Source organism: Nocardioides sp. Root151 (assembly GCF_001427925.1).
Lineage (GTDB): Bacteria > Actinomycetota > Actinomycetes > Propionibacteriales > Nocardioidaceae > Nocardioides.
This window is the reverse complement of the sequence record NZ_LMGG01000004.1, coordinates 1041395-1065321: the sequence shown is the minus strand read 5'-3', so window position 1 is coordinate 1065321 and position 23927 is coordinate 1041395. Positions and strand designations below refer to the sequence as shown.

Annotated in this window: 26 protein-coding genes; 15 read left to right on the top strand and 11 right to left on the bottom strand. The window is 70.8% G+C overall.

Going from position 1 to position 23927, the window contains the following annotated elements:
- Positions 1 to 70 precede the first annotated feature (70 nt).
- Together ald and ASD66_RS13660 are read right to left on the bottom strand one after the other, a co-directional pair.
- Positions 71 to 1195 (bottom strand): alanine dehydrogenase, encoded by a 1125-nt coding sequence (gene ald, locus ASD66_RS13665; protein ID WP_056891218.1) that lies wholly within the window; start codon positions 1193 to 1195, stop codon positions 71 to 73.
- A 102-nt stretch (positions 1196 to 1297) separates the two neighbouring features.
- The gene (locus ASD66_RS13660; RefSeq protein ID WP_056891467.1) at positions 1298 to 2263 is read right to left on the bottom strand and encodes an AraC family transcriptional regulator; all 966 of its coding nucleotides are present in this window, start codon (positions 2261 to 2263) and stop codon (positions 1298 to 1300) included.
- Positions 2264 to 2346: 83 nt separating this feature from the next.
- On the opposite strand from ASD66_RS13660, the gene ASD66_RS13655 reads away from it, so the two are divergent.
- From ASD66_RS13655 to ASD66_RS13640, 4 genes are all read left to right on the top strand, one after another.
- The gene (locus tag ASD66_RS13655) at positions 2347 to 3183 is read left to right on the top strand and encodes a hypothetical protein (RefSeq protein WP_056891217.1); all 837 of its coding nucleotides are present in this window, start codon (positions 2347 to 2349) and stop codon (positions 3181 to 3183) included.
- The gene (locus ASD66_RS13650) at positions 3180 to 3650 is read left to right on the top strand and encodes a DUF1772 domain-containing protein (protein WP_056891216.1); all 471 of its coding nucleotides are present in this window, start codon (positions 3180 to 3182) and stop codon (positions 3648 to 3650) included. Before ASD66_RS13655 ends, ASD66_RS13650 begins: the two co-directional genes overlap by 4 nt.
- Before the next feature lie 78 nt (positions 3651 to 3728).
- Positions 3729 to 4538, top strand: coding sequence for an S-methyl-5'-thioadenosine phosphorylase (locus tag ASD66_RS13645; protein ID WP_056891215.1), 810 nt, complete (start codon positions 3729 to 3731; stop codon positions 4536 to 4538).
- Complete coding sequence (locus ASD66_RS13640; protein ID WP_056891214.1) at positions 4535 to 5569, top strand: NAD-dependent epimerase/dehydratase family protein; 1035 nt, start codon at positions 4535 to 4537, stop codon at positions 5567 to 5569. Before ASD66_RS13645 ends, ASD66_RS13640 begins: the two co-directional genes overlap by 4 nt.
- Before the next feature lie 38 nt (positions 5570 to 5607).
- Here ASD66_RS13640 and ASD66_RS13635 read toward each other — a convergent pair whose 3' ends face one another.
- Positions 5608 to 6906: a hypothetical protein gene (locus tag ASD66_RS13635; RefSeq protein WP_056891213.1), complete on the bottom strand. Its 1299-nt coding sequence runs from the start codon at positions 6904 to 6906 to the stop codon at positions 5608 to 5610.
- Positions 6907 to 7086: 180 nt separating this feature from the next.
- On the opposite strand from ASD66_RS13635, the gene ASD66_RS13630 reads away from it, so the two are divergent.
- From ASD66_RS13630 to ASD66_RS13585, 10 genes are all read left to right on the top strand, one after another.
- Positions 7087 to 7833 carry a glycosyltransferase family 2 protein gene (locus tag ASD66_RS13630; RefSeq protein ID WP_082599488.1) on the top strand — a complete coding sequence of 249 codons (747 nt, stop codon included), beginning with the start codon at positions 7087 to 7089 and terminating at the stop codon, positions 7831 to 7833.
- Positions 7830 to 8486 (top strand): DUF2064 domain-containing protein, encoded by a 657-nt coding sequence (locus ASD66_RS13625; RefSeq protein WP_056891212.1) that lies wholly within the window; start codon positions 7830 to 7832, stop codon positions 8484 to 8486. The genes ASD66_RS13630 and ASD66_RS13625 overlap by 4 nt, the downstream gene beginning before the upstream one ends.
- Entirely contained in the window at positions 8483 to 9136 is a 654-nt protein-coding gene (locus ASD66_RS13620) for a class I SAM-dependent methyltransferase (RefSeq protein WP_056891211.1), read from the top strand. Before ASD66_RS13625 ends, ASD66_RS13620 begins: the two co-directional genes overlap by 4 nt.
- Positions 9133 to 10284 (top strand): molybdopterin-dependent oxidoreductase, encoded by a 1152-nt coding sequence (locus ASD66_RS13615; RefSeq protein ID WP_056891210.1) that lies wholly within the window; start codon positions 9133 to 9135, stop codon positions 10282 to 10284. The genes ASD66_RS13620 and ASD66_RS13615 overlap by 4 nt, the downstream gene beginning before the upstream one ends.
- On the top strand, positions 10281 to 10778 hold the full coding sequence (locus tag ASD66_RS13610) for a hypothetical protein (protein WP_156388668.1): 498 nt from the start codon (positions 10281 to 10283) through the stop codon (positions 10776 to 10778). Before ASD66_RS13615 ends, ASD66_RS13610 begins: the two co-directional genes overlap by 4 nt.
- On the top strand, positions 10753 to 11445 hold the full coding sequence (locus ASD66_RS13605; protein WP_056680318.1) for a response regulator transcription factor: 693 nt from the start codon (positions 10753 to 10755) through the stop codon (positions 11443 to 11445). Before ASD66_RS13610 ends, ASD66_RS13605 begins: the two co-directional genes overlap by 26 nt.
- On the top strand, positions 11442 to 12584 hold the full coding sequence (locus ASD66_RS13600) for a sensor histidine kinase (protein ID WP_056680321.1): 1143 nt from the start codon (positions 11442 to 11444) through the stop codon (positions 12582 to 12584). Before ASD66_RS13605 ends, ASD66_RS13600 begins: the two co-directional genes overlap by 4 nt.
- Before the next feature lie 96 nt (positions 12585 to 12680).
- Positions 12681 to 14114 carry an MFS transporter gene (locus ASD66_RS13595; protein WP_056680336.1) on the top strand — a complete coding sequence of 478 codons (1434 nt, stop codon included), beginning with the start codon at positions 12681 to 12683 and terminating at the stop codon, positions 14112 to 14114.
- Positions 14114 to 14572 carry a hypothetical protein gene (locus ASD66_RS13590; RefSeq protein WP_200950037.1) on the top strand — a complete coding sequence of 153 codons (459 nt, stop codon included), beginning with the start codon at positions 14114 to 14116 and terminating at the stop codon, positions 14570 to 14572. The genes ASD66_RS13595 and ASD66_RS13590 overlap by 1 nt, the downstream gene beginning before the upstream one ends.
- 7 nt (positions 14573 to 14579) lie before the next feature.
- Complete coding sequence (locus ASD66_RS13585; RefSeq protein ID WP_200950036.1) at positions 14580 to 15206, top strand: TetR/AcrR family transcriptional regulator; 627 nt, start codon at positions 14580 to 14582, stop codon at positions 15204 to 15206.
- Between the two features lie 36 nt (positions 15207 to 15242).
- On the opposite strand, the gene ASD66_RS13580 is transcribed toward ASD66_RS13585, so the two are convergent.
- Positions 15243 to 17045, bottom strand: coding sequence for a chloride channel protein (locus ASD66_RS13580; protein ID WP_200950034.1), 1803 nt, complete (start codon positions 17043 to 17045; stop codon positions 15243 to 15245).
- Between the two features lie 40 nt (positions 17046 to 17085).
- Between ASD66_RS13580 and ASD66_RS13575 the strand changes: the two genes are divergently transcribed.
- Positions 17086 to 17490 (top strand): MarR family winged helix-turn-helix transcriptional regulator, encoded by a 405-nt coding sequence (locus tag ASD66_RS13575; RefSeq protein WP_056680342.1) that lies wholly within the window; start codon positions 17086 to 17088, stop codon positions 17488 to 17490.
- Between the two features lie 36 nt (positions 17491 to 17526).
- Here ASD66_RS13575 and ASD66_RS13570 read toward each other — a convergent pair whose 3' ends face one another.
- From ASD66_RS13570 to ASD66_RS13545, 7 genes are all read right to left on the bottom strand, one after another.
- On the bottom strand, positions 17527 to 18693 hold the full coding sequence (locus ASD66_RS13570) for a PQQ-dependent sugar dehydrogenase (protein ID WP_056891208.1): 1167 nt from the start codon (positions 18691 to 18693) through the stop codon (positions 17527 to 17529).
- Positions 18694 to 18758: 65 nt separating this feature from the next.
- Entirely contained in the window at positions 18759 to 19457 is a 699-nt protein-coding gene (locus ASD66_RS13565; RefSeq protein ID WP_056680348.1) for a DUF6629 family protein, read from the bottom strand.
- Positions 19458 to 19777: 320 nt separating this feature from the next.
- Positions 19778 to 20386, bottom strand: a complete 609-nt coding sequence (locus tag ASD66_RS13560) for a class I SAM-dependent methyltransferase (RefSeq protein ID WP_056680353.1) — start codon at positions 20384 to 20386, stop codon at positions 19778 to 19780.
- The gene (locus ASD66_RS13555) at positions 20383 to 20586 is read right to left on the bottom strand and encodes a DUF2892 domain-containing protein (RefSeq protein WP_030485876.1); all 204 of its coding nucleotides are present in this window, start codon (positions 20584 to 20586) and stop codon (positions 20383 to 20385) included. The genes ASD66_RS13560 and ASD66_RS13555 overlap by 4 nt, the downstream gene beginning before the upstream one ends.
- Positions 20583 to 20750: a hypothetical protein gene (locus ASD66_RS24985; protein ID WP_156388667.1), complete on the bottom strand. Its 168-nt coding sequence runs from the start codon at positions 20748 to 20750 to the stop codon at positions 20583 to 20585. Before ASD66_RS24985 ends, ASD66_RS13555 begins: the two co-directional genes overlap by 4 nt.
- A gap of 148 nt (positions 20751 to 20898) precedes the next feature.
- A complete protein-coding gene (locus ASD66_RS13550; RefSeq protein ID WP_056680356.1) occupies positions 20899 to 23064 on the bottom strand; it encodes an MMPL family transporter in 2166 nt (721 codons plus the stop codon).
- A 38-nt stretch (positions 23065 to 23102) separates the two neighbouring features.
- The gene (locus ASD66_RS13545; protein ID WP_056680360.1) at positions 23103 to 23927 is read right to left on the bottom strand and encodes a sulfite exporter TauE/SafE family protein; all 825 of its coding nucleotides are present in this window, start codon (positions 23925 to 23927) and stop codon (positions 23103 to 23105) included.

Below are 23927 nucleotides of genomic sequence, written 5' to 3'. Positions count from 1 at the left end.
TCCCTCGTGGTCGGTGTGTCCTCGATCCTAGGAAGGCCCCGGCCGTGGTGCTTCTCGATTCCTGATCGCTTCAGCCGAGGACCTCGTCGGGGCTGACGGCGGCGATGCCGGTGGCCTCGCCGACCGGCTTGTTGGTGAGCCGGCCGTCGTGGGTGTTGAGGCCGAGGGCAAGTGAGTGGTCGTCGCGGCAGGCCTGGTGCCAGCCCTTGTCGGCCAGGGCGACGGCGTAGGGGAGGGTGGCGTTGGTCAGGGCGTAGGTGGAGGTGTTCGGCACAGCACCGGGCATGTTGGCCACGCAGTAGAAGGTTGACTGGTGGACCTGGTAGGTGGGGTCCGCGTGGGTGGTGGCGTGGGTGTCCTCGAAGCAGCCGCCCTGGTCGACGGCGATGTCGACGAGTACCGAGCCGGGCTTCATCCGGGAGACCAGGTCGTTGGAGACGAGCTTGGGTGCGGCGGCTCCGGGGATCAGCACGGCCCCGATGACCATGTCGGCCTCCATCACCTGCTGCTCGATGGCGAGCTTGGAGGAGGCGAGGCCGTGGACGCGGTTGTTGTAGCGCCAGAACGACATCCGCAGCTTGTCGAGGTCGGTGTCGAGGAGGGTGACGTCGGCGCCCATGCCGAGGGCGATGTTGGCGGCGTTCTGTCCGGAGACGCCGGCGCCGATGATGACGACCTTGGCGTTGGCGACGCCGCCGACGCCGCCCATGAGGACGCCGCGCCCGCCCTGGGCCTTGAGCAGTGAGTGTGCGCCGACCTGGGGTGCGAGGCAGCCGGCGACCTCGGACATCGGGTAGAGCAGGGGCAGCCCGCCGCTGGGTAGTTGGACGGTTTCGTAGGCGATGCCGGTGACCTTGCGGGCGAGCAGCTCGTCGGTGAGGGGCTTGTCGGCGGCGAGGTGCAGGTAGGTGAAGAGCAGCTGGCCCTCCCGCATGCGGTGGTACTCCTCGGCGACGGGCTCCTTGACCTTGAGCACCAGGTCGACGCCGCCGTCGGTGCCCCACGCCTCCTCGGCCGTTGCGGCGATCGTGGCGCCGGCCGCGACGTACTCCTCGTCGCTGATCGAGGAGCCGACCCCGGCACCCTGCTGGATGACCACCTCGTGCCCGTGCGCGGTCAGCTCGTGCACACCGATCGGTGTGATCGCGACGCGGTACTCGTGGTTCTTGACTTCCTTGGGTACGCCGACCTTCATCGCTGCGCTCCTTCGTCTGCTACCAGGGCCCTGCCGGCCACTGTGCCACCACTGCGTTCGGCTTGGCACGCGTTTACCTGCGTGCTGTCCGACGGGCGTCGACTACGCGAACTTGGTCGTGGCTGCTGGGGCGGTCGGCGTACGCGCCGCGGTGCGGTGCTGCTGCGGGCTGACCCCACGGACCCGCTTGAAGGCGGCGCTCAATGCGAAGCCGCTGCCGTAGCCGACCTGCCTGGCGACCCGGTCGATCGCGTCGTCGGTGGCCACCAGCAGGTCGGCTGCGAGGGCGAGCCGCCAGTGGGTGAGGTAGGTCATCGGGGGCTCGCCGACCAGCACGCCGAAGCGGCGGGCCAGTGCGGCCCGCGAGACCCCGACCTCGCGGGCCAGTGACGCGATGGTCCAGGCGTGCTCGGGGTGGTGGTGCATGAGCCGCAGTGCCTCGCCGACGGTCGGGTCGGCCGGGGCCAGGCCGCGGGTCACCTGCTCCTCGCCTGCCAGCCAGGAGCGGAGCACGGTCACCAGCACGAGGTCGAGGAGTCGGTCGAGGACGACCTCCTGGCCGGGCTCCTCGCGCACCATCTCCGCGGCCAGCAGGTCGACCAGTGCAGAGTCGGCCTCGCCGCGGCGGCGTACGAGCAGGGGTGGCAGGGCGGCGAGCAGCGGGCGGCCGGCCTCGGTCTCGGCCTCCCACGTGCCGACCAGCGTCACCGCCGAGCCGTCGTGACTGTTGCCCCAGGTGCGTACGCCGAGCGCCATCCGCTGGGTCAGCAGCTGCCCTTCGGGGTCGACGCAGACGTTGTCCTTCAGGATGGTCACCTTCGGCTCGGTGCCCGGGGCGTCGCCGACCGTGTAGGCCGGGCCGCCCCGGATCACGGCCACGTCACCGGCCCGGAGCTCGAGCGGCTCGCCGAGCTCCCCGGTGATCCAGGTCGACCCGCTGGCCACGGCGAAGAGCGTCAGCGCCGGGTCGTCCTCGATCCGCACCGCCCACGGCGGCTCCATCACCATGCGCAGCAGGAAGGCCTGGCGCGCGCGTGGACCGGAGAGCAGGTGTTCGAGACCATCCATGAAGCCAGCATGCTGGACGATCACGCATGCAATCAAGACTTCAGACCATGGAAAGTCTCACCAAGTCGCGGTGAAGTGGAGACATGACAACTCACCTGATCATCGGCGGCACCGGCAAGACCGGCCGTCGCGTCGCGTCCCTCCTCCACGACCGCGGTCTCCCGGTCACGTCGCTCTCGCGACCCACGTTCGACTGGAATGACCCGGCCACCTGGTCCTCGGTCGAGCGGCCGGCCGACTCGGCGTACCTCACCTTCGCTCCCGACCTGACCTTCCCCGGCGCACCCGAGGCCGTCGCCGAGGTGGCCGACCGGATGGCCCGGGCCGGCGTACGGCGCATCGTGCTGCTCTCCGGACGCGGCGAGGCCCAGGCCCAGCGGGCGGAGGACCTCGTCGCCGCGGCCGCGCAGAGGTACGGCGCCGGCTGGGGCGTCGTGCGCTGTGCCTTCTTCATGCAGAACTTCGACGAGAGCCTGTTCGCCGAGCCGCTGGCAGCCGGGCACCTGGCCTTCACCGCGGGAGAGGTGAGTGAGCCCTTCGTCGACCTGGACGACGTCGCCGAGGTGGCCGTCGCCCTGATGCTCGGCGAGGCACCGGCCGACCGGGCCTACGAGCTGACCGGGCCGCGCCTGCTGACGTTCCCCGAGGCGACCGCCGACATCGCGGCAGCCCTCGGACAACCGATCACCTACGAGCAGGTCACCGCGGAGCAGCTGGTCGCGGACCTGGTCGGCGCCGGGCTGCCGCGCGACGAGGCCGGGGGACTGGCGGAGCTGTTCGGCGAGATTCTCGACGGTCACAACGCCCACCTCGCCGACGGGGTCCGGGAGGCGCTGGGCCGCCCGGCGCGCGACTTCGCGGACTACGCCCGACGGGCAGTGACCGCGGGTGCCTGGAGCCGCGAGGCGACGGCGTCATGACCGGGGTGCTGGGACAGTCGGCCCTGATCGCGGGCACGGTCAGCACCGGGCTCATCGCCGGCGTGTTCTTCGCCTTCTCGACCTCGGTCATGCCGGGCCTGGCGCACACCGACGACCGCACCTTCGTCGACGCGATGCAGCAGCTGAACGTCGCGATCCTCAACCCGGTCTTCCTGCTGCTCTTCATGGCACCGCTGCCCGCGCTCGGGGTCGCGGTCATCACCGGCCCCTCGCGGTCGTGGGTGATCGCCGCACTGGTGCTCTACGTGGTCGCGTTCGGCATCACGATGGCCGGCAACATCCCGCTCAACGACGCGCTGATGGCGGCCGGGCTCAGCGACGACGCGTCGAAGCTCCGGGCCGCCCGCGAGGCGTTCGAGGACCCGTGGAACCGGCTGCACCTGATCCGCACCATCGGCGTGGTCGCGTCCTTCGCCTGCTGCATCGGCGCCGCCCTCCGCGCGTGAGGGAGGGCTTCTTACGAGGCGCTTACGACCCGGCGCACACCCTTCTCCGCAGGCGGCTGCGCTGGCAGCGTGGGCGACATGACTGAGCTCCGCGCAGATGTAGCCGTGATCGGTGGCACGGGTTTCTACGCCCTGTTCGACGACGCCCCGACCGCCACCGTCACCACGCCGTACGGCGCCCCGTCGGCACCCATCACGATCGGCTCCGTGGAAGGGCGCAACGTGGCCTTCCTGCCCAGGCACGGGTTGCACCACGAGTACCCACCCCACCGGATCAACTACCGGGCCAACCTGTGGGCGCTGGCCTCACTCGGCGTACGCCAGGTGCTGGCGCCGTGCGCAGTCGGCGGCCTGGGGACGAAGGTGCGTCCGGGAGACATCGTGGTGCCCGACCAGCTGGTGGACCGGACCCAGGGCCGTATCCAGACCTTCGTCGAGACCGGCGCCGTGCACGTGCCCTTCGCGGATCCCTACTGCGAGGGCGTGACGAAGGCCCTGGCCGCCGGATCGCCCGACGTGATGGTCGGCGGCGCCATGGTCGTCATCGAGGGCCCGAGGTTCTCCACGCGCGCGGAGTCGCGCAGCTACGCGGAGTCCGGGTGGTCGCTGGTGAACATGACCGGCCATCCGGAAGCCGTGCTGGCTCGCGAGCTGCGGCTCTGCTACGCCCCGCTGGCCCTGGTCACCGACATGGACGCGGGGGACGACACCGGCAGCGGGGTCGGCCAGGCGGAGGTCTTCGCGCTGTTCCGGTCGAACCTCGACCGACTCGGCACGCTGCTCCGGACCGCGATCACCGAGCTGCCCGATCCGACCGGATGCGCGTGTGCCACCTGGGCCGACGAGATCGAGTTGACCTATCCCTCGCCCACCGGCGCACCGTCGTGAAGGTCCTGCTGACCGGCTCCGCGGGCTTCATCGGCTCCGCAGTGAAGCGTCGGCTCGAGGAACGTGGTGACGAGGTGGTCGCGGTCGACGTGATGCTCGACCTGGCCCACGGCGCCACGACTCCACCCGTTGGCACGCACCGGCTCGACGTACGCGACGCCGATGCGTGGGCCGATCTGCTCAGCGGTGTCGACGCGGTGTGCCACCAGGCCGCCGTCGTCGGAGCCGGCGTACGCGTCGCCGACCTGCCGGTCTATGCGTCGCACAACGACCTCGGCACCGCTGTGCTGCTGGCCACCATGCACGAGGCGGGCGTACGCCGACTGGTGCTGGCTTCCTCGATGGTGGCCTACGGCGAGGGCGCCTACGAATGCCCCGAGCACGGGCCCCAGGCTCCCGGACCCCGCAGCACCGAGGACCTCGACGCAGGTCGGTTCGACCACGCCTGCCCGGTCTGCGGCCAGCCGTTGCGGTGGACCCTGGTCGACGAGGCGGCGCCCGTCGATCCGCGCAGCTCGTACGCCGCCAGTAAGGTGGCGCAGGAGCACTACGCCTCGGCGTGGGCACGCCACGCGGATGCGCACGCGATCGCCCTTCGCTACCACAACGTCTACGGACCTGGCATGCCCCGTGACACCCCCTATGCCGGAGTGGCGGCGATCTTCCGCTCGAGTCTCGAACGTGGAGCGGCACCCCGGGTCTTCGAGGACGGCGCGCAGATGCGCGACTTCGTGCACGTCGACGACGTCGCCCGCGCCAACCTGGCCGCCCTCGACGCGGTGGTCGCCGAGCCGGCGCCCTTCGCGGCGTACAACGTGTGCTCCGGCCGACCGATCTCCATTGCCGAGGTGGCCGACCGGCTCGCCGGTCCCGACGGGCCCTGTCCCGTCGTCACCGGGCAGTACCGCCTCGGCGACGTGCGCCACGTGGTCGCCTCACCCGAGAAGGTCGCCCGGGAACTGGGCTTCACCGCGCTGGTCCACCCCGACGAGGGCATCGCCGACTTCGCCACCGCGCCACTGCGCGACTGAACTCCGGAGCGCCCGGCGGCCGAACCACTCGCGCCTGGTCACCAGCCGGTGTTGACCAGGTGCGCCAACAACAGCGTCCAGCAGGCCTGCCCGACGAGTGCCGGCCCGAGCCACCGCTTCGGGAGGGCGACCACGGCCAGCGTCAGCCAGGGCATGAACGGCAGCCAGATCCGCTCCACCTCGGCCTTGCTCATCAACGACAGGTCGGCCACGACCATCGCGGCCAACGCCCCGACGACCAGGGCCAGGAGAGCCCGGGGGAGACCGCGCAGCCGGGCGAGTCCGGCCGTCGCCCACGGCCCCACAGCGGCCACCACCAGCGCGAGGTCGGCCCACAACCAGTAGCTCGCGGGGCGCAGCGACGCGACGCCGTCCCAGTAGCGCTCACGCAGCACCGTGAAGCCCTCCGGCCACCAGTAGCCGAACGGCGCCAGGGACAAGGGCACCGCCAGCGCCACCAGCGCCGTCGGCAACAGGGGCCTCCACGATCGGGCCGTGAACAGCACGGCGAGGGCGAGGCACCCGAAGAGCCCCAGTCCGTAGGAGAGCAGGACCAGGCTGCCCAACAGGAGGCCGGCGGGGACGCTCCACCACAGTGACCGGGAGGCGGCGAGGGCAAGCGCGGCCAGACCCCAGGCCGCCACCGTCGCCATCACGGCGTCCGCACTGACGGCCAGCAGCAGGGCAGCCGGCGTCAGGACCAGGTACGGCGCCGCCCGGCGACCGACCTCATCGGCGTCGAGGGCGCGCAGCGTGACCAGCACGGCGGGCACGATCGTCGCCGCCAGCACGGTCACCACGAGCCCGGCGGCGAGGTCTCCGCCCAGCCCGATCCGGGCCAGGAACACGAAGAACAGGGTCATCCCGGGCGGATGGCCCGAGACATGCACCGGCCAGTTGTCCGCGGCGTCGAGTGGCACCCTGTCGACGAACTCGCCGAGGAAGACGGGCACGTCGTGCACCGAACGCGCGGTCTCCAGGTATTCGTTCGGTTCGCCGAGCACGCCGGAGATGCCGGACGTGCCGTCGATCGTGGCCAGGGACACCAGCCACGCCAGGGAGGCGAGGAAGGTGGCGACCGCCAGGCGGGCGAAGGGCAGGCGTTGCGCCAGGGAAGCGCCTCGGGTCACGACGAGTGCCGCGATCACGAGTGCCGGCAGCGTTCCCGGACCGACGCGTGGATCGAGCCAGCCCTGCCAGGGCGGGAAGCCCTCGGGCGGACTGAACCGCGAGTGCACCTCCCATCCGGTCAGCAACGGCGCCAGGATCGCCGCGGCGACGAGCAGGAGTCCGGCGGCGAGTCCCAGCCACGGAGCGACCCCACCCGACGAGCCCACGCGGGGTGATGCCGGGCGTGACGCGTGCGCCCCTGAAGGGCGCGGTCCTGGGGCGGTTCGGGTCACAATCGCGAGTCTAGGTTCGCGAAACGGCCTCGCCCCGGGTCGGGCAGGTGACGTCATCACTTCGTAAGCAGCAGGGACGGTTCAGCGACCGCTGCGCGGCCTAGCGTCAATCACATGACTTCAACACCCTCCATCGACGTGGTGCTGCCCTGCCGTGATGAGGCACCGGCGCTGACGGCACTGTTGCCCCGCATCCCTGACGGAATGCGGGTGATCGTGGTCGACAACGGCTCCACCGACACCACCGCCGACGTGGCCCGAGACCTCGGGGCCACGGTCGTGACCGAGCCCGAGGCCGGCTACGGCGCTGCCGTTGCGGCCGGACTCGACGCGGCCACCGCCGACATCGTGGCCTTCATGGACGGCGACGGTTCCTTCGACCCGGCGGACCTCACCGAGCTCGTCGCCGACGTGGTCGCCGGACGCGTCGACCTCGCCGCGGGACGTCGACGTCCGGCAGCGAGGGGTGTCTGGCCGTGGCACGCCCGGTTCGGTAACGCGCTGATCGCGTGGTGGCTGCGCCGACGGATCGAGCTGCCGCTGAGCGACCTCGCCGCGATGCGCGTCGTGCGCCGTGAGGCACTGCTCGAACTCCACATCCAGGATCGACGGTTCGGCTACCCCGTCGAGCTCCTGCAGTCCGCGGTGCATGCCGACTGGCGGTTCTCCGAGCACGACGTCTCCTACGGGCCGCGCGCGGCCGGCACCCGCTCGAAGGTCTCCGGTTCGTTCCTCGGCACCGTGCGGACGGCGCGGGACTTCCGCCGGGTGCTCGCCGACGGCCACCACGACGGCCCCGGCGCCGGTCGAGCCGACGGCCGCCGTACGGGCGGAACCTCTCTCGACGGGAGTCGGGCATGAGGGCGCAACCGCTGGTGCTGGCCAAGGCGCCGCGTCCCGGGCTGGTGAAGACCCGACTGGCCGCCACCGTCGGCGACGACGCTGCTGCGGAGCTCGCCGCGTTGTGCCTGCTCGACACGATCGCGGCCTGCAGCGCGGCGTCCGAGCGGTGCCACCTGGCCCTGGCCGGGGACCTCGCAGGGGTGGTGCTCGAGGACGAGCTCCGCCGGTCCCTGATCGGGTGGAGGATCTTCGCGCAGCAGGGGGACGGTCTGGCGGAGCGCATCGCGCACGCCCACGCGACGATCGCCGGACCGGTGGTGCAGGTCGGCATGGACACCCCGCAGGTCACTGCCGACGACCTCGCCGCCGCCGACGCGGCACTGGAGGACAGCCCGGCCGTCCTGGGCCACGCGGACGACGGCGGGTGGTGGCTGCTCGGGTTGCAGGACCCGTCGCGGGCCGGCGTCCTCACCGACGTCCCGATGTCGCAAGCCGACACCGGCACGCGCACGGCCCGGGCCCTGCTGGGTGCCGGCATTCGCATCGAGGTCGTACGCCGACTGCGCGACGTCGACACCGCGGAGGATGCGGAGATCGTGGCGCGGCTGGCACCGGGCACGAGGTTCGGCCGTCGCTGGCACGAACTGCCTGTCAGGAGCCCGGTCCGATGAGCACCGACGTGTCGTTCACCTCGGCGTTCTCGGCATTGCTGTCCGGTCACCCCACGGTCGTGGTCGGGGTGGACAGCTCTCCGACACCGATCCCGGTCGAGCGCTGGTCGGCACCGGCCGACGAGGACGACAAGCGCATCCTGACGCTGTGCCACGGTCCCACGCTCGACATCGGGTGCGGCCCCGGCCGGATGGCGATGGCCCTTGCGGAGACGGGTCGTATCGCGCTCGGTATCGACGTCGTGGCCGAGGCTGTCGCCCAGACCCGGCGCCGTGGTGCCTCGGCGCTGCAACGCGACGTGTTCGCCGAGGTGCCGGCCGAAGGCAGATGGGGGACCGTGCTCCTGGCCGACGGCAACATCGGCATCGGCGGCGACCCGGTGGCGCTGTTCCGTCGGGCGGGGGACCTGCTCGCGCCCGGAGGCCGTGCCGTGGTCGAGGTGGCCGAGCCTGGGGTCGAGTCGCGCACCGTCTGGGCGGTCCTCGAGTCGCAGGGCGGCAAGCACCGATCGCGCCCGTTCCGTTGGGCCGTGCTCGGCGTGGACGGGCTGGCCGACGCGGCCGCAGCGAGTGACCTGGTCGTCAGCGAGGTGCACGAGATCGGCGGCCGGTGGGTGGCCGTCCTGGTGCGCGGGGAGCGCCGCTCATGAGGGCCCCGGCCGAGGCCGACTTCACCTCACGGCTGAGGTCGCCTGCGGTCGCCGCCCGCATCGGTGTCTGGCTCGGCGTGTGCTTCGCCGTGGCGTTCGTGACCGGGGTGATCAGCCACTACGCCCAACTGCCGCACCCGATCGTGCCGTTGCCGACGTCGCCGTCATGGGGCTACCGGCTGACCCAGGGCCTGCACGTCGCCTCGGGCACGGCAGCGATCCCGCTGCTGCTGGTCAAGCTGTGGTGCGTGTACCCGAAGCTCTTCGCCGCGCTGCCCAGGTCGTTGCGCACGGGCCTTCTCACCGCCCTCGAACGGGGGTCGATCGCCGTCCTGGTGTCGGCGTCGATCTTCCAGCTGGCGACCGGCCTTGCGAACTCCGCGCAGTGGTACCCGTGGCAGTTCCCGTTCCGCAGCTCGCACTACGCGCTGGCCTGGATCGCGATCGGAGCGCTGGCCGTGCACATCGCCGTCAAGCTGCCGGTCATCCGGGAGGCCCTGGGCGCGCCCCTGGAGTCGACGGAGCTCGACCGGCCCGAAGCCTCGGTGCCCGGCGCGGTGAGTCGTCGTACGGTCCTGCGCACGACGTGGGTCAGTGCCGGCGCCGCGGTGTTGTTGACCGCAGGAGCCACGGTGCCGTGGCTGCGCCGGGTCTCGCTCTTCGCCGTGCGCACCGGGGAGGGGCCGCAGGGCGTGCCGGTCAACCGCTCGGCGCGGGCCGCTGCGATCGATCCGGCCGCGACGGGCGAGGCCTACCGGCTGGTGGTGCGCCACGGAGACCGCTCACGTGAGCTCAGCCTCGCCGACCTCAAGGCTCTCCCGCAGCGCACCGAGGACCTGCCGATCGCCTGCGTCGAGGGATGGAGTGCCGGTGCCACCTGGACCGGGGTGAGGGTCCGTGACCTCCTCGACCTCGTGGAGGCACCGTCCGACACCGAGGTACTGGTGCGGTCGCTGCAACGTCGCGGCGGCTACGCACAGTCGGTGCTCCCGGGGTCGTACGCAGACCACGACGACACGTTGCTGGCGCTCGAGCTGAACGGCGAGACGCTGGACCTCGATCACGGCTACCCGGCGCGCCTCATCGCGCCGAACCGGCCCGGGGTGCTGCAGACGAAATGGGTCAACGAGCTGGAGGTGCTCCCATGACCGCACCTCCCGTGGCTCGGCCCCTCATGATCGGCCGGGGGATGTTGGTGGCGGCCGGGGTGGCAGCAGGTGCGTGGGGCGCCTGGCTGCTGTACGACGCGACGCCGTGGGACCGCTGGCCGAACCTGCTGGTCTGGCTGGCCGGTGGCGTGCTCCTGCACGACGCCGTGCTGGCGCCGGTGGTGCTCGTGCTCGGCTGCTCCGCGGCGCGCGTCGTGCCCTGGTTCAGGGGTCCGGTCGTCGTCGGCGCCGTGTTGCTCGGTGCGCTGACCCTGGTGGCCGTGCCAGTGCTCGGCGGGTGGGGGCGCCGACCCGACAACCCGACGCTGCTCGACCGGGACTACACCGCAGGCTGGTTCGTGGTGGCCGGCGGCATCCTGGTCGGCGTGCTCGTGGCCGCTGCCGTCGTACGATCGCGAATGACAGAGATCGGTGCCCCGGAACGGGCACCGGCAGAGGATGGTGATGATGGCGAACGTCCTGGTCGTCGATGACGACGCGACGGTTCGTGAGGTGGTGGTGAGCTACCTGCGCGCCAACAAGCATGACGTGGTCGAGGCCGCCGACGGTGAGTCCGCCGTCGAGGCCGCGATGCGGCGTACGCCGGACCTCGTCGTCCTCGACCTCATGCTGCCCGGCATCGACGGGTTCGAGGTCGCCCGGCAGCTCCGCCTGACCAGTGAGGTGCCGATCGTGATGCTGACCGCCCGGAGCAGCGAGACCGACCGGGTGGTAGGCCTCGAGCTCGGCGCCGACGACTACGTGAGCAAGCCGTTCAGCCCCCGCGAGCTGGCGCTGCGGGTCGAGTCGGTGCTGCGCCGCACCTCGGGTCGTACGCCGACCCTGCCCGACGTACTCACCGACGGTGACCTGGTGATCGACCACCCGCGCCGTCAGGTCACCCGGGCCGGTGCGCCGTTGACGCTGACCGGTCGCGAGTACGACCTGTTGCGGTTCCTGGTGGCGCACCCCGAGGTGACCTATTCGCGTGAAGAGCTCCTCGAGCTGGTCTGGGGCTGGAGCTTCGGCGACCGCTCGACCGTGACCGTGCACGTGCGCCGGGTCAGGGAGAAGGTCGAGGCCGATCCGACCCACCCGGTGCGCCTGTGCACGGTGTGGGGCGTCGGCTACCTGTGGTCCGCGTCTGGAGGCGACCGATGACCGGCGACGCGTTCTGGACCATCGTGCTGGTCGCCTCGCTCTCGGCTGCGGTGGTCGGCATGCTCGGTTTCGCGGCCAGCTGGCTGGTCAGGCAGCGGTCGCTGGTCTGGCACCTCGCGATCCTTGCCCTGGTGGCGGTGCTGGCTCCGTTGGTGGGCCTGATCGCGGTGACCCGGATGATGTTCTTCTCGGGCCACGACCTTGCCGTGGCGACGTACGTCGGCATCGTCGCGGCCGTCGTGACCCTCGGAGTTGCGATCGGGCTGGGCCTGGCCATCGGACAGTGGTCGGGCGCCGTGCAGCGCAACGTCCGGCAACTCGGTGGGGACGGCGAGCTCGCACCGCCCAGCGGTGCGAAGGAGTTCCGTGACCTCAGCACCGCACTGCACGAGACCCGCCGGGAGCTGGCCACGTCGCGCGAACGCGAGCAGCTGCTCGACCAGTCGCGGCGCGACCTGGTCTCGTGGGTCTCCCACGACCTGCGCACCCCGCTGGCCGGGCTGCGGGCGATGTCGGAGGCCCTCGAGGACGGCATGGCCGCCGACCCGCAGCGCTACCTGACCCAGATCCGGCAGGACGTCGACCGGATGGCGACGATGGTCGACGACCTCTTCGAGCTGTCAAGGATCCACGCCGGCGTGCTGGTGCCGCAGCGCGAGACCGTGCTGCTGCACGACCTGGTCAGCGAGGCCATCGCCAGCCTCGACCCGGTCGCCCGCACGCGCGACGTCAGGGTGGGTGGCGCTGTCCAGGACGGCATCTGTGTCTCGGCCGACCCGGCGGCCCTCTCGAGGGCCCTCTCGAACCTGATCATGAACGCGATCCGGCACACGCCGCCCTCGGGCGAGGTGCAGGTGCGTGCCGAGCAGGTCGAGGGCGGCGTCGTGCTCAGTGTCGCGGACCAGTGCGGCGGCATCGCCGAGCACGACATGACCCAGGTCTTCGAGGTCGGTTGGCAGGGCTCGTCGGCCCGTACGCCGGACCGTGACCTGGGCGGCCGGGCCGGGCTGGGGCTGGCCATCGTGCGCGGCATCGTCGAGGCCCACGACGGGGTGGTCGGCGTCGAGAACCTCGAGTCCGCCGACGGGTGCCGGTTCCTGATCCGGCTGCCCTCGTCACCGGAGGTCGCCGCGGTCTGACGCCGGGCCATTGACGAAACTCTCTTGTTGAACACTGATGTTCGAGTTAACATCTCGAACATCAGTGTTCATCTTGCATCGGAAGGGGTTTCGGCCATGGCACACGAACCACGCACGACGGTGGCGGACGGCCCGGTGGCCGACCCTCGCCGCTGGACCATCCTGGGCTTCCTCGGAGTCGCCCAGTTCATGCTGATCATCGACGTCACGGTGGTCGCGATCGCGTTGCCACACATGGGCGCCGACCTCGGGCTCGACCGCGAGGCGACCACCTGGGTGGTCAGCGCCTACACCCTCGCCTTCGGGGGACTCATGCTGTTGGGCGGTCGCATCGCCGACCTGCTGGGATCACGCAACGTCGTGATCGCGGGACTGGCCGTGTTCACCGTCGCTTCGCTGGTCTCCGGTGTGGCGGACAGCTCGACGGCGCTGCTTGGTGGCCGGGTCGCGCAGGGAGTCGGTGCGGCGCTGCTCTCGCCGGCCGCACTCTCGGCCGTGGTCCAGCTCTTCGACGGAGAGGAGCGCAACAAGGCGCTCGGCATCTGGTCCGGACTCGGCGGGGCGGGGGCCGCGGTCGGCGTACTGCTGGGCGGCGTGCTCACCGCAGGGCCCGGCTGGCCCTGGGTGTTCTACGTCAACGTGCCGATCGGCGTCGTCGTGACCGTTGTCCTGTTGCGCGTGCTGCCTGTGGCTCCGGGTGCTGGAGCCACCGGGATGCGACGGGGGAGCCTGGACGTCATCGGCGCCGGGTTGGTCACCGCCGCCACCGGCACCGCCATCTACGCGTTGATCGGCGCCGGTGACCGGGGTTGGACCGACCGCACGACCCTGCTGCTCCTGCTGGGTGCGGTGCTGCTCTACGTGCTGTTCGGGTTGCGGCAGCGTACGGCGGCCGTGCCCCTCATGGACCTTGCGCTGCTGGCCCGTCGACCGGTGGCAGCCGGCACGTTCCTGGTGGTCAGTGCGACCTCCCTGATGGTGGCCGCCTTCTTCCTGGGCACGTTCTACCTCCAGCACCACGCCGACCTCGGAGCCCTGCTGACCGGAGTGCTGTTCCTGCCGATCGCGCTGGCCACCATGGCCGGTGCCACGGTCGCCGGGCAGCAGCTCGCCGCCGTCGGTGGCCGACTGCTCACCGCACTCGGGTTCGGCATCGCGGCGCTCGGGTTCACGGTGGCCGCCGTCGGCCTCGGCACGACGGCTGTCGTGGTCGGTCTGACCATCGGCGCCGTCGGGCTCGGGGTCCTCTTCGTCGTGGCCGCGGCCACGGCCCTCGGCCAGGTCGCTCCCCACGAGTCAGGCATCGCGTCCGGCATCGTGAGCACCTTCCACGAGTTCGGTGCCTCCCTGGGGGCCGCGGTGGTCTCGAGCGTCGCCGCGGCGAGCATCGCCGGCAGTGGCACTGACGGGTTCGTCGACGGCTTCACCCTCGGAGCCGCCGTCGCCGTGGCGGCCGGCCTCGTCGCAATGTTCCTGGTTCCGGGCCGGCCAGCCCAGGCTGCCACCGTCGCCGACGGAGGTGAGTGGTGATGACGTCGCGCGAGGTGCGCAGGTTCGCCCTGCACTACGGCGAGATGGTGCTGGCCATGGTGATCGGGATGATGGCGCTCCACCCGTTGTGGACGCTCGCAGTGTCCGGCACCGACCCACAGGGCGTGCTCCGTTCGGTGGAGGTCGACTCCCTGGCCATGGCGACCACCATGGCGGTCCCGATGGGGGCGTGGATGCGGTTCCGTGGCCACGCCTGGCGCCCGGTCCTGGAGATGAGTGGCGTGATGTACGCCGGGTTCGTCGTACTCTTCCCGTTCCTGTGGGCCGGCTTGCTCGGTGAGGACGGCGTGATGGTGCTCGGCCACGTCCTCATGTTCCTCCTCATGTTCGTGGCCATGCTCTGGCGGAGCGAGGAGTACGTCGGCACGCACGCCCACCACGGCGATGCGACACGGCTCGCAGGCTCCGGGGCCGTGGAACGCGTCGACCTAGGATGAAGGCATTGTGACGACGACCGGACAGTCTGCAGGTGCCGCGGAGAAGCGGCCGCCCCGCGCGGACGCACGACGCAACATCGCCGCGATCCTCGATGCGGCGACCGAGTGCCTGGCCCGTGATCCCGATGCGACGATCAACCAGGTCGCCAAGGCTGCAGGCGTCGGACGCGTGACCCTCTACGGGCACTTCGACTCCCGCGCGACCCTGGTCGCGGCGGTCGCCGAGCGGGCGATGGCCGAGGCGGACTCCGTGCTCAAGGACGTCGACCTCGCCGGAGATCCGGTCGCCGCACTCCAGCGCCTGATCGAGGCCACCTGGGCGGTCACCCACCGGTACGGCGCTCTGGTGGTCGCCGCCGAACGCGCCCTTCCGAGTGAGCAGGTCGACCAGGCTCACGCCGACCTGCGCGCACGGGCCGAGCGGCTGCTGAAGCGTGGCCAGCGCTCGGGGGCGTTCCGCAAGGACCTGCCCGTGTCGTGGCTGGTCACCGTGCTGCACTCGGTCACCCACGCCGCGGTGACCGCCGTACATGCCGGTGATCTCGACGCAGCTGACGGCCCGCGGATGATCAGCGCCGCGATGCTCGGCGTCACCACCCCGGCCGGGGGAGTCGTCCCCGATCCGGCTGGCTGACCCCGCGGGGGCGCGGGACCAGGGGGCCAAGGATCGTCAGGGCGTCGGCCGGAGCAGTCGGACCCTGAGCACCCGCTCGCGGTCGCGGGCCTCCTGCTGGTCACGGCGCCGTGCGGCGAGCAGCTGGGGCAGCGAGACCACGCCGACAACGACGTCGGGATCGTCGCGGTCCAGCACCGGCAAGGTGGTGATCCCGTCGACCGCCATCGTCTCGGCGACGGCACGAAGGGTCTGGTCGCTGTGGGTGTGGACGGGGTCGCGGACCAGGAGGTCGCCGATCGTGCCACCCGGTGTCCGTGCACTGCCGAGCAGCGCCCCGCGGGCAACCACGCCCGCGAACGCGCCGTCATCGGTGACCGGATAGAGCTGCTGTCGCCAGGCCGCGTGGTCGTCGGCAGGTTCCTCGAGGGCGGTGAGGGCACTGGCGATCGGCAGGTCGGGCGTGAACTCGACGATCTCACTGGTCATCACCTCGCTGACGAAGGTGATCTCGAGCGGATCGACGTCGTACTCGCGGCTGAGGTGGTAGCCGCGTCGGGCGATCTTCTCCGTCAGCACGGAACGCTTGAGGATCAGTGCCGAGGCGCCGTACGCCGTGAAGGAGCCGATCATCACCGGCAGGATCGCGTCCCACTGATGGGTCAGCTCGAGTGCGAACACGACCCCGGTGAGCGGGGAGCGCATCACGCCGCCGAGCACTCCGGCGAGCGCGACCAGCGCCCAGAAGCCGGGGCCGACCGCGGGGAAGAGGTGCGACTCGAGCGCACCGAGGGCTCCACCGATCATGAACATCGGTGCGAGCACGCCGCCGGACGTGCCCGAGCCCAGCGACAGCGACCAGACCAGGGTCTTGACGACGAGGATGCCCACGATCAGGCCCAGGCCGATCTCGCCGCTGAGCTCGGCCTCGATCACGTCGTAGCCGACACCGAGCGCCTCGGGGACGAGGAGCCCGCCCAGGCCGATCAGCACGCCACCGATCGCCGGCCACCACATCCAGTGGATCGGCAGGCGGCGGAACGCGTCCTCCGAGGCATAGACCAGGACGGTCGCGACCAAGGCGAGCAGTGCGGCGATCAGGCCGGACACCACGCACAGCGCGTAGTCGACGTCGTGCAGGTGCAGGGCGCCGGTGACCGGGAAGACCGCTCCCTCGCCGAGCAGGTGGTGTCGGAGTACGGTGCCGACCGCGACGGCTCCGGCCACGGGGACCAGGCTCCTGGGCCGGAACTCGAAGAGCAGCAGCTCTGCGGCCAGCAACAGGGCCGCGAGTGGCGAGTTGAAGGTGGCCGCCATCCCGGCCGCGGAACCGGCGACCAGCAGCGTCTTGCGTTCGTCGGCGGTCAGGTGGAGGAACTGTGCGAGCAGCGAGCCGAGCGCCCCGCCGGTCATGATGATCGGGCCCTCCGCACCGAACGGACCGCCGGTGCCGATGGCGATCGCCGATGACGTGGGCTTGAGTACGGCGACGCGGGGCTGCACCTTGCTGCCACCGAGCAGGATCGCCTCGATTGCCTCGGGCATGCCGTGGCCACGAATCTTCTCCGAGCCGTAGCGCGCCATCACGCCGATGACCAGGCCACCGACGACCGGCGCGAGCAACACGAGCCACCAGGGGTGATCCCCGCCGCCGGGCGCGACGAGCTCGGTCGAGGTGCGTTGGTAGAAGACCGCGTTGGTGATCAGGCCGATCAGCTGCAACAGGGACCACGCGGCCAGGGCGGCGACGGCGCCCACCGGCAGGGCAAGCAGGGCGATCACGACCATGCGCGGGGTGACGGTGAAGTCGCCGAGGTGGCGCACGTCCCGGACCGCGACGTTGCTGGAGGGATTGCTCATGGGGAAAAAGTATCGGAACACGACATATTAGGCTGAGGGTGTGTCAACCGATGAGCAGTACCAGCGCCTCCTGCTGTTCCGCACCACCTTGCGGCGCTTCGAGCAGTGGAGCAGGCAGGCGGCCGAGGAGCACGGGCTGACCCATGCCCAGCATCAGCTCCTGCTCGCGATCAGGGGGAGCACGACGGACGGGGGGCCGTCGATCGGCGAGGTCGCCGATGCCCTGCTGGTGCGGCACCACACTGCCAGTGAGCTGGCCGACCGTACGGCGCAGCTCGGCCTTCTGAAGCGGTCGCGCAGCACTGAGGACGCTCGCCGCGTGCAGCTCCGCCTGACCTCGTCCGGTGCTCGCGTGCTCGAGGAACTCACCGCCGTACACGTCGAGGAGCTGCGACGGCTCTCGGGACTGCTCGATCCGCTCGCCCCACCCACGTCGGGGACCTGACTGAGGTCGTTTTCACAGCGTTGGGGCCGAGGTGCCTCAGCTTCTCGGCCTGACCCGGAGCACCGCGTCGTTGCCGTCGTTGGCCGTGGTGATCAGGAGGTCGCCGTTGGGAGCGCTGGTGACCGAGCGGAGCCGTCCGAAGCTGCGCAGCGCGGACGGGATGCGGACCGACACCAACGTGCCTGCAGCGGTGAACTTCATGAACAGCACCCGCTCTGCCTTCAGTGCCGCCACGGCCAGGGTGCCGTTGTAGACACCCCATCGGCTGCCCCGCACCCTCGCGGCACCGGACGTGGCGATCGTGGGGTCGCCCGAGCGCCACCGCGCGTTGATCTGCGTGCCCGGCAGCGACTGGTCGGTCATCGGCACGCTCTCGTCGTAGCCGGGCACGGGGTTCCACCCGTAGTTGCCCCGCGTGCGCAGCCGGTTGACCTCGTCGTCGCGGTAGCTCCCGTGCTCGACGGACCACAGCGACCCGTCCGCGCGTTGGGCGAGGCCCTGCACGTTGCGGTGCCCGTAGGTCAGCACGTAGCGCCGCTTCAGGTTCGTGGACGTGAGGAAGGGGTTGGTGGGCCACGGCTTCCCGGTCATCCGGTTGAGTCGGAGCACCTTGCCGTTGAGCGAGTTGAGGTTCTGTGGGTTGGTGCCCACGGCGGCGTCACCGGTCCCGACCAGAAGGTCACCACCACGGCCGATCAGCAACCGGCAGCCGCCGTGACGCCCGGAGGTGGCCTGGATTCCCGAGAGCAGTACCCGGCTGCGGACCGCTCTGCCGTGGGTGAAGTCGAGGGTCCAGGCGACCACGCGGACGTCGTGGCGGCCGGATCCGGCATTGCCGCCCTGGCACATGTAGAAGCGGTGGTTGCGCGCGAAGCCCGGATCGATCGCCAGCGACATCAGTCCGGTCTCGCCACTGACCCACACCGAGCTCTTCGGGTAGGCGAGGCTGCGCAGTCGCCCGCGCGAGTAGAGCAGGAGCCGCCGGGTGTCCCGCTCGGTGATCAGCAGGCGTCCGCCGCCGATCGCCTTGACATCCCACGGTTGCTGGAGGTTGCGCACCTGGCGAGTCACCTGGAGCGAGGGGACCACCGCCGCCGCTCGTGGCTTGCTCTCCTCTGCGGACTGGTCGGCCGAGCCCGGGGGAGTCAGCCCCGCGAGCAGGGCGAGGAAGAGGACCACGGACAGTGCGGCGGCTCGGCGCATGACGCCCACGCTACGCCTGGCTTGTCGCGCAGGTGGCGAACGCCGGCTGAGTTCGCCACGGGCGTTCACGGCGTTCGGGCTCTGGCGCCCCTGCCTGGCCGCACTTCCACGCCCGCCTGGTCGACGGAGTCGCGGCTCGACCGGACCCGACGTAGATGCAGGTTGACCAGGACGCTCGTGACGGCGGCCCACACGCACCACAGGGAGATGACACCACCCTGGTTGAGGGCAGCCAGGCCGAGCACGACGACGAGGTTGAGCACACCGAAGAGCTGGAGTGAGCGTGCCCGGGCGAGCAGTGGTGGTCCCAGACAGGCAACGGCATAGACCGGGAGGACGTGATCGGGGATGTACTCGCCGGCGAAGTAGGTGATCTGGTGTCCGTCGACTCGACGGTCCGGAGCATCAAGTCCCAGCAGATTTCCGCAGATGGCAACCGCAGTGAGACCGGCAACCACGAAGCCGACGTCGGCCACTCGCGAGCGGCCGACTCCGAGGCGGAGGAACGCCCACGGGATCAGCAGTGGGACCACCAGCAGTGCGATGACCAGGTAGGAGTACGTCGCCACGTCGCCGGTGCACTGGCCGACCCTTCCCTGCAGCTCCCACCAGACGAGCGTCTCGATCAGTTGATGAACCCCGAAGACGACCGGCACGGCGGCCAGGGCGACCTGCCTGCGTGAGGTCACCTGGCGCAGGCAGTCGATGCCGATCCCGGTCACGACCACACCGGCGACGACATCCATCTCGGGGGAGAAGCACACGACGTGAACCTAGCAAGGGTCGCGTGGCGAACTGCGGCAGTTCACGCCCCGGACGTGGGTCGGCAGCGGGAGGAGGCTCGGCCCGCCGCCCAACTGCCGCAGTTGCCGACAGACAGAACGGCCCCCGACCTGCGTGGTGCAGGTCGGGGGCCGTCGTACGACGATCAGATGTCGTAGTACTGACTGACTGACCCATGCTGACCTGCGCAAACGTCGAGATTTCCCGGCCGTTTGTACCGGGCTTGTAACAGGCTACCTCCTGCAACGGGGCACCCTGAGCGGGTGAACAGGTCTAGATTCGCCTAGATTCTGGCCACTCTCTAGTTGGTGCGCCGCGCCGTGACCCACGTGAACTGTTGCTCGGCGCCGCCGGGAGTGCGGTGCATCCGCATCTCCGCACGAGTGAGGGTGAAGGTGGGCGCGAAGAGCGCGGCGAGGTCGTCGGCCGAATGACGGGACGTCGGCAGTCCCGAGCAAGAGGTGGGTCCGTCGGGGCCGAACGTGGCCACGACCAGCAGGCCACCGGGGGAGAGGGCGCGGGCGGCCAGGTCGACGTACGCCGCTTGGTGTGCCGGTTCTGTGAGGAAGTGGAGCACGGCGCGGTCGTGCCAGGCGTCGTAGGTGCGCGCGGGCTCCCAGGCGAGGACGTCGCTGACGACGTAGGCGACCCGCCCCTCTGCGGAGCCGAGCCGCTCGCGCGTCACTGCGAGCGCCTCCTGGGAGATGTCGAGCACGGTGATGTCCTCGCGACCGTCGGCGAGGAGTGCGTCGGGGAGCCTGGACGCGCCGGCTCCGATGTCGATCACCGAGCCGGGCTGTTGGCGTAGCAGCTCCACAGAGTGGGCGGGCGTCTCTTCGAACCACGAGACCGCGTCGAGGTCGCGCGACGCGAAGACAGCATCCCAGTGGTCAGCGCTGTCGTCGCTCATCGGAAGGCGCACCCGTTGCTGACGCCGAGTCGGCGGAAGATGACGGCCGCGGGGCAGAAGCCGGTGATGGACGACTGGAGCAGGTTGAGCCCGACGAAGGCGGTCAACAGCAGCCACCACGGTGATACGAGGGCCACCAGCAGAGCGCTGAGCAGGGTCATGGTGCCGGCGAGGAGGAGCACGGCGCGGTCGAGGTTCATGCCTTGCCTCCGAAGAGGCGGCTGAAGAACCCGGTGCCGGGCTCGTGGGGGTGGCCGGCGCACCGGTCGGCGCGAGGGACGCGGGCGAGGACCTGGTCGACGTGCTGGCCGCAGCCGGCCCAGGTGGTCTTGCCGCACTTCTTACAAGTGACTGCTCGGCACATGGTGGAGCTCCTTTGGTTCGGGTGATCGTGCGGGAGGGGTGAGGGTGGTGAGTCTGGAAGGGGAGGTGTGGTCCGGACCCCCGTGGGGTCGGGCGCCCGGACCACGTGCCGCGGCGCAGGGGGATACGCCGCGGCGGTCGAGGAGCGCTCAGCCGTGCGAGAACGTGATGGTCGGCAACACACGGCGCAGCCAGGCCGGCGACCACCACGCCGCCTTGCCGGTCAGGCGCAGCATGACCGGCAGCAGCACGAGCCGCACGAGGAAGGCGTCGAGGAGCACAGCGACGCCGAGCACGATGCCCATCTCCTTGGGGGGCAGCGGGCCGGAGAGGGCGAAGGTGAAGAACACCGCGACCATGACCGCGCCGGCGGCGAAGATGACCCGTCCAGAGTGGGCGAGCGAGCCGACCATCGCGTCCTTAGGGTCGCCCGAGTGCTCGTAGTGCTCCTTGGCCGACGCGAGCAGGAAGACCGTGTAGTCCATCGCGATCGCGAAGATCATGGCGAAGAAGAACACCGGGGCCCACGCGTCGAGGAAGCCCTGACTCTCAAAGCCGAAGAAGTCAGCGCCGATGCCTTCCTGGAAGACCAGGCGGGCCACGCCAAACGCAGCAGCCGTCGACAGCAGGCTGGCCAGCGTGCCGAGCAACGAGATCAGCGGCGCCTGGAGCGCCACCAGCAACAGCAGGAACCCGAGCACGAGCACGACCCCGATCACGAGCGGCGTAGATTCGTCGAGCTGGGCCTTGAGGTCGAGGTTCTCCACCGCCGCGCCTCCGACTAGGGCGCTCGACGGCAGGTCGGCGCGCAGCCGGTCGACGGTGTCGTTGAGAGCGGGGTCGGACGGGTCGACGGTCGGCACGGCCTGGATCAGGACCAGTCCGCTGTCGTCGGCTGCCGGCATTGAGGGCATTGCTCCGGCGATGCCGGGGTCGGAGGCGAGCACGGTCTTCGCGGCGTCGGCGTCGGAGGCCTTCATCACGATCTGCAGCGTGCCGGGCGCACCTTCGCCGAACGACTCCTGGACGAGGTCGTAGCCGACGCGTGCGCTGGCGTCCTCGGGCAGGACCTTGATGGAGGGCATGGCGGTCTTGAGGCCGATGATGGGTGCGGCGAGTGCGAGCAGCACGATGAGCGCGCCCAGGCCCCAGACGAGGGGGCGCTTCCAGAGTCGCTCGCCCCATGCGGCGAACTTCGGGGAGCGGTGCTCCCCGGTCTTGACCCAGGGCAGGGACAGCTTGTTGATCTTGTGGTCGAGCTTGAACAGCACCAGCGGGAGCAGGGTGAGTGTGGCGGCCAGGACGAAGACGACCGAGAGCATGATCCCGCCGGCCATCGAGCGGAACGAGGGCGAGGGCACGAGCATCACGGCCGACAGCGAGATCAGGACGGTGGCGCCGGAGAGCAGGACGGCCTTGCCGGCGGTGTCCATGGTCTCGGCGATGGCCTGCTTGGCGGAGTTGCCCGAGCCCATGCGGGAGGCGCGGTAGCGGACGACGAGGAAAAGCGCGTAGTCGATGCCGAGCGCGAGGGCGAACATCATCGCGAAGTTCATCGCCCAGATGGAGACCGGGACGAGCTCATTGATGAGGACCAGGGAGCCGGCGGAGGCGACGAGGCCGGCGAGGGTCAGGATCAGGGGGAGGCCTGCGGCGACCAGGGCGCCGAAGGCGAGCACCAGGATCGCCATGGTGACGGGCCAGGAGACCATCTCGGACTTCAGCATGGCTTCGAGGTTGGCCTCGTTGAAGTCTGACCAGAGCAGCGAGGAGCCGGTCGGGTTGACCTGGATGCCCTCGACGGAAAGGTCCTGGAGGTCGCCCTTGACGTCGGTGGCGACCCGGACCATCTCGTTGGTGTCGGCACCCGCGCCCGCGAGGATGATCGCGGTGCTGCCGTCCTGGCTGATGGTCGCGCCGGGCATCGGCGCGATCACGTCGGCGATGCGTGGTTCGGCTTCGAGCATCCGGGTGACCTGGGCGAGGACCTCGGCGCCGGGGCCCTCGGTGACGGGTCCGTCGGTGGAGTGCACGACGACCTGGATGGCCGAGGAGGCGTTGCCGCCGAAGCTCTTTTGGGCGAGCTCGCGTGCGGCGACGGACTCCGATCCGTCGGCCTGCCAGCCGGCGCCGGACAGGTTGTGCTCGACCTGGGGGGCGAAGGCGCCCAGGCCGACGATGAGCAGCAGCCAGACGCCGGTGACGAGCTTGGCGTGGTCGGTGACCCACAGGCCGAGGCGGCCGAGGGGGCCGGGGCGGAAGCCGGGAGTGAAGTCGGGGGAGGCGCCCTTCGATCGGGCGGTGGTGGTGCTCATGAGTGTTCCGTTCGATGAGGGTTGAGCGGTGGGTGTGATCAGAGAAGGGCGGGAGCCGCCCGGGCTGCCGTGTAGACGGCGACGCCGAGGACCAGGACGGCGAAGGCGGCCTGGAGGCGGTTGGTGCCGACACGGTCGGCGAGGCGTGCCCCTACAACGGCTGCTGCCGCCGACGTTGCGGTGAGGACGGCGACGGACGTCCAGTCCGGCGCGGCGTTAGAGCCGGCCCGGACGGTCAGCGCTGCGGCGCTGGTGATGGTGATGACCACCAGTGACGTGCCGGCGGCGTACTCCATCGGCAGCGCGAGGGCGAGCAGGAGGGCGGGAACGACGAGGAAGCCGCCGCCCACGCCCAGGAAGCCGGTCAGTGCCCCGACGACGGTCGCGGTCAGCAGCACCTTGAGGGCCCGGGGGCACTGGCAGGCGAAGGTCGGGCTGAACGTGATGATCGGGTCGTCCAGGGTGGGCCGCGCGACGTGCCGAGGGTCGTCTCCGCGACGGTGGCGTAGCTGGCGCCAGGCCAGCATCCCGCCGACCAGCAGCATCAAGGCGGCGAAGGCGGCCAACAGGATGTCCTCGGGGACCCGGATGGACGCCTCCGCTCCCGCCACCGCCCCGCCGATCGCGACCAGGCCGAAGACCAGGCCGTGGCCGAGCAGCACGTTGCCGGCGCGGTGTGCGGCGATCGCCCCGATCAGGGAGGTGACGCCGACGACCACCAGCGACCCGGTCGTCGCCTGGGAGGCGGACTGATCGAGCAGGTACACCAGCACCGGCACGGCCAGGATCGAGCCGCCGCCGCCGAGTGCTCCAAGGGACAGGCCGATGAGCGCGCCGGCGGCGACGGCGAGGAGCAGTGTCAT

Bases quoted from the DNA above. Each gene is read 5' to 3' on its own strand.
- ASD66_RS13555 (WP_030485876.1), bottom strand. From the start codon at position 20,586: ATGAACCTCGACCGCGCCGTGCTCCTCCTCGCCGGCACCATGACCCTG.
- ald (WP_056891218.1), bottom strand. From the start codon at position 1,195: ATGAAGGTCGGCGTACCCAAGGAAGTCAAGAACCACGAGTACCGCGTC.
- ASD66_RS13650 (WP_056891216.1), top strand. From the start codon at position 3,180: ATGACCGGGGTGCTGGGACAGTCGGCCCTGATCGCGGGCACGGTCAGC.
- ASD66_RS13550 (WP_056680356.1), bottom strand. From the start codon at position 23,064: ATGAGCACCACCACCGCCCGATCGAAGGGCGCCTCCCCCGACTTCACT.
- ASD66_RS13595 (WP_056680336.1), top strand. From the start codon at position 12,681: ATGGCACACGAACCACGCACGACGGTGGCGGACGGCCCGGTGGCCGAC.
- ASD66_RS13615 (WP_056891210.1), top strand. From the start codon at position 9,133: ATGAGGGCCCCGGCCGAGGCCGACTTCACCTCACGGCTGAGGTCGCCT.
- ASD66_RS13625 (WP_056891212.1), top strand. From the start codon at position 7,830: ATGAGGGCGCAACCGCTGGTGCTGGCCAAGGCGCCGCGTCCCGGGCTG.
- ASD66_RS24985 (WP_156388667.1), bottom strand. From the start codon at position 20,750: ATGTGCCGAGCAGTCACTTGTAAGAAGTGCGGCAAGACCACCTGGGCC.
- ASD66_RS13655 (WP_056891217.1), top strand. From the start codon at position 2,347: ATGACAACTCACCTGATCATCGGCGGCACCGGCAAGACCGGCCGTCGC.
- ASD66_RS13570 (WP_056891208.1), bottom strand. From the start codon at position 18,693: ATGCGCCGAGCCGCCGCACTGTCCGTGGTCCTCTTCCTCGCCCTGCTC.
- ASD66_RS13630 (WP_082599488.1), top strand. From the start codon at position 7,087: ATGACTTCAACACCCTCCATCGACGTGGTGCTGCCCTGCCGTGATGAG.
- ASD66_RS13560 (WP_056680353.1), bottom strand. From the start codon at position 20,386: ATGAGCGACGACAGCGCTGACCACTGGGATGCTGTCTTCGCGTCGCGC.
- ASD66_RS13600 (WP_056680321.1), top strand. From the start codon at position 11,442: ATGACCGGCGACGCGTTCTGGACCATCGTGCTGGTCGCCTCGCTCTCG.
- ASD66_RS13645 (WP_056891215.1), top strand. From the start codon at position 3,729: ATGACTGAGCTCCGCGCAGATGTAGCCGTGATCGGTGGCACGGGTTTC.
- ASD66_RS13620 (WP_056891211.1), top strand. From the start codon at position 8,483: ATGAGCACCGACGTGTCGTTCACCTCGGCGTTCTCGGCATTGCTGTCC.
- ASD66_RS13580 (WP_200950034.1), bottom strand. From the start codon at position 17,045: ATGAGCAATCCCTCCAGCAACGTCGCGGTCCGGGACGTGCGCCACCTC.
- ASD66_RS13660 (WP_056891467.1), bottom strand. From the start codon at position 2,263: ATGGATGGTCTCGAACACCTGCTCTCCGGTCCACGCGCGCGCCAGGCC.
- ASD66_RS13605 (WP_056680318.1), top strand. From the start codon at position 10,753: ATGGCGAACGTCCTGGTCGTCGATGACGACGCGACGGTTCGTGAGGTG.
- ASD66_RS13545 (WP_056680360.1), bottom strand. From the start codon at position 23,927: ATGACACTGCTCCTCGCCGTCGCCGCCGGCGCGCTCATCGGCCTGTCC.
- ASD66_RS13610 (WP_156388668.1), top strand. From the start codon at position 10,281: ATGACCGCACCTCCCGTGGCTCGGCCCCTCATGATCGGCCGGGGGATG.
- ASD66_RS13590 (WP_200950037.1), top strand. From the start codon at position 14,114: ATGACGTCGCGCGAGGTGCGCAGGTTCGCCCTGCACTACGGCGAGATG.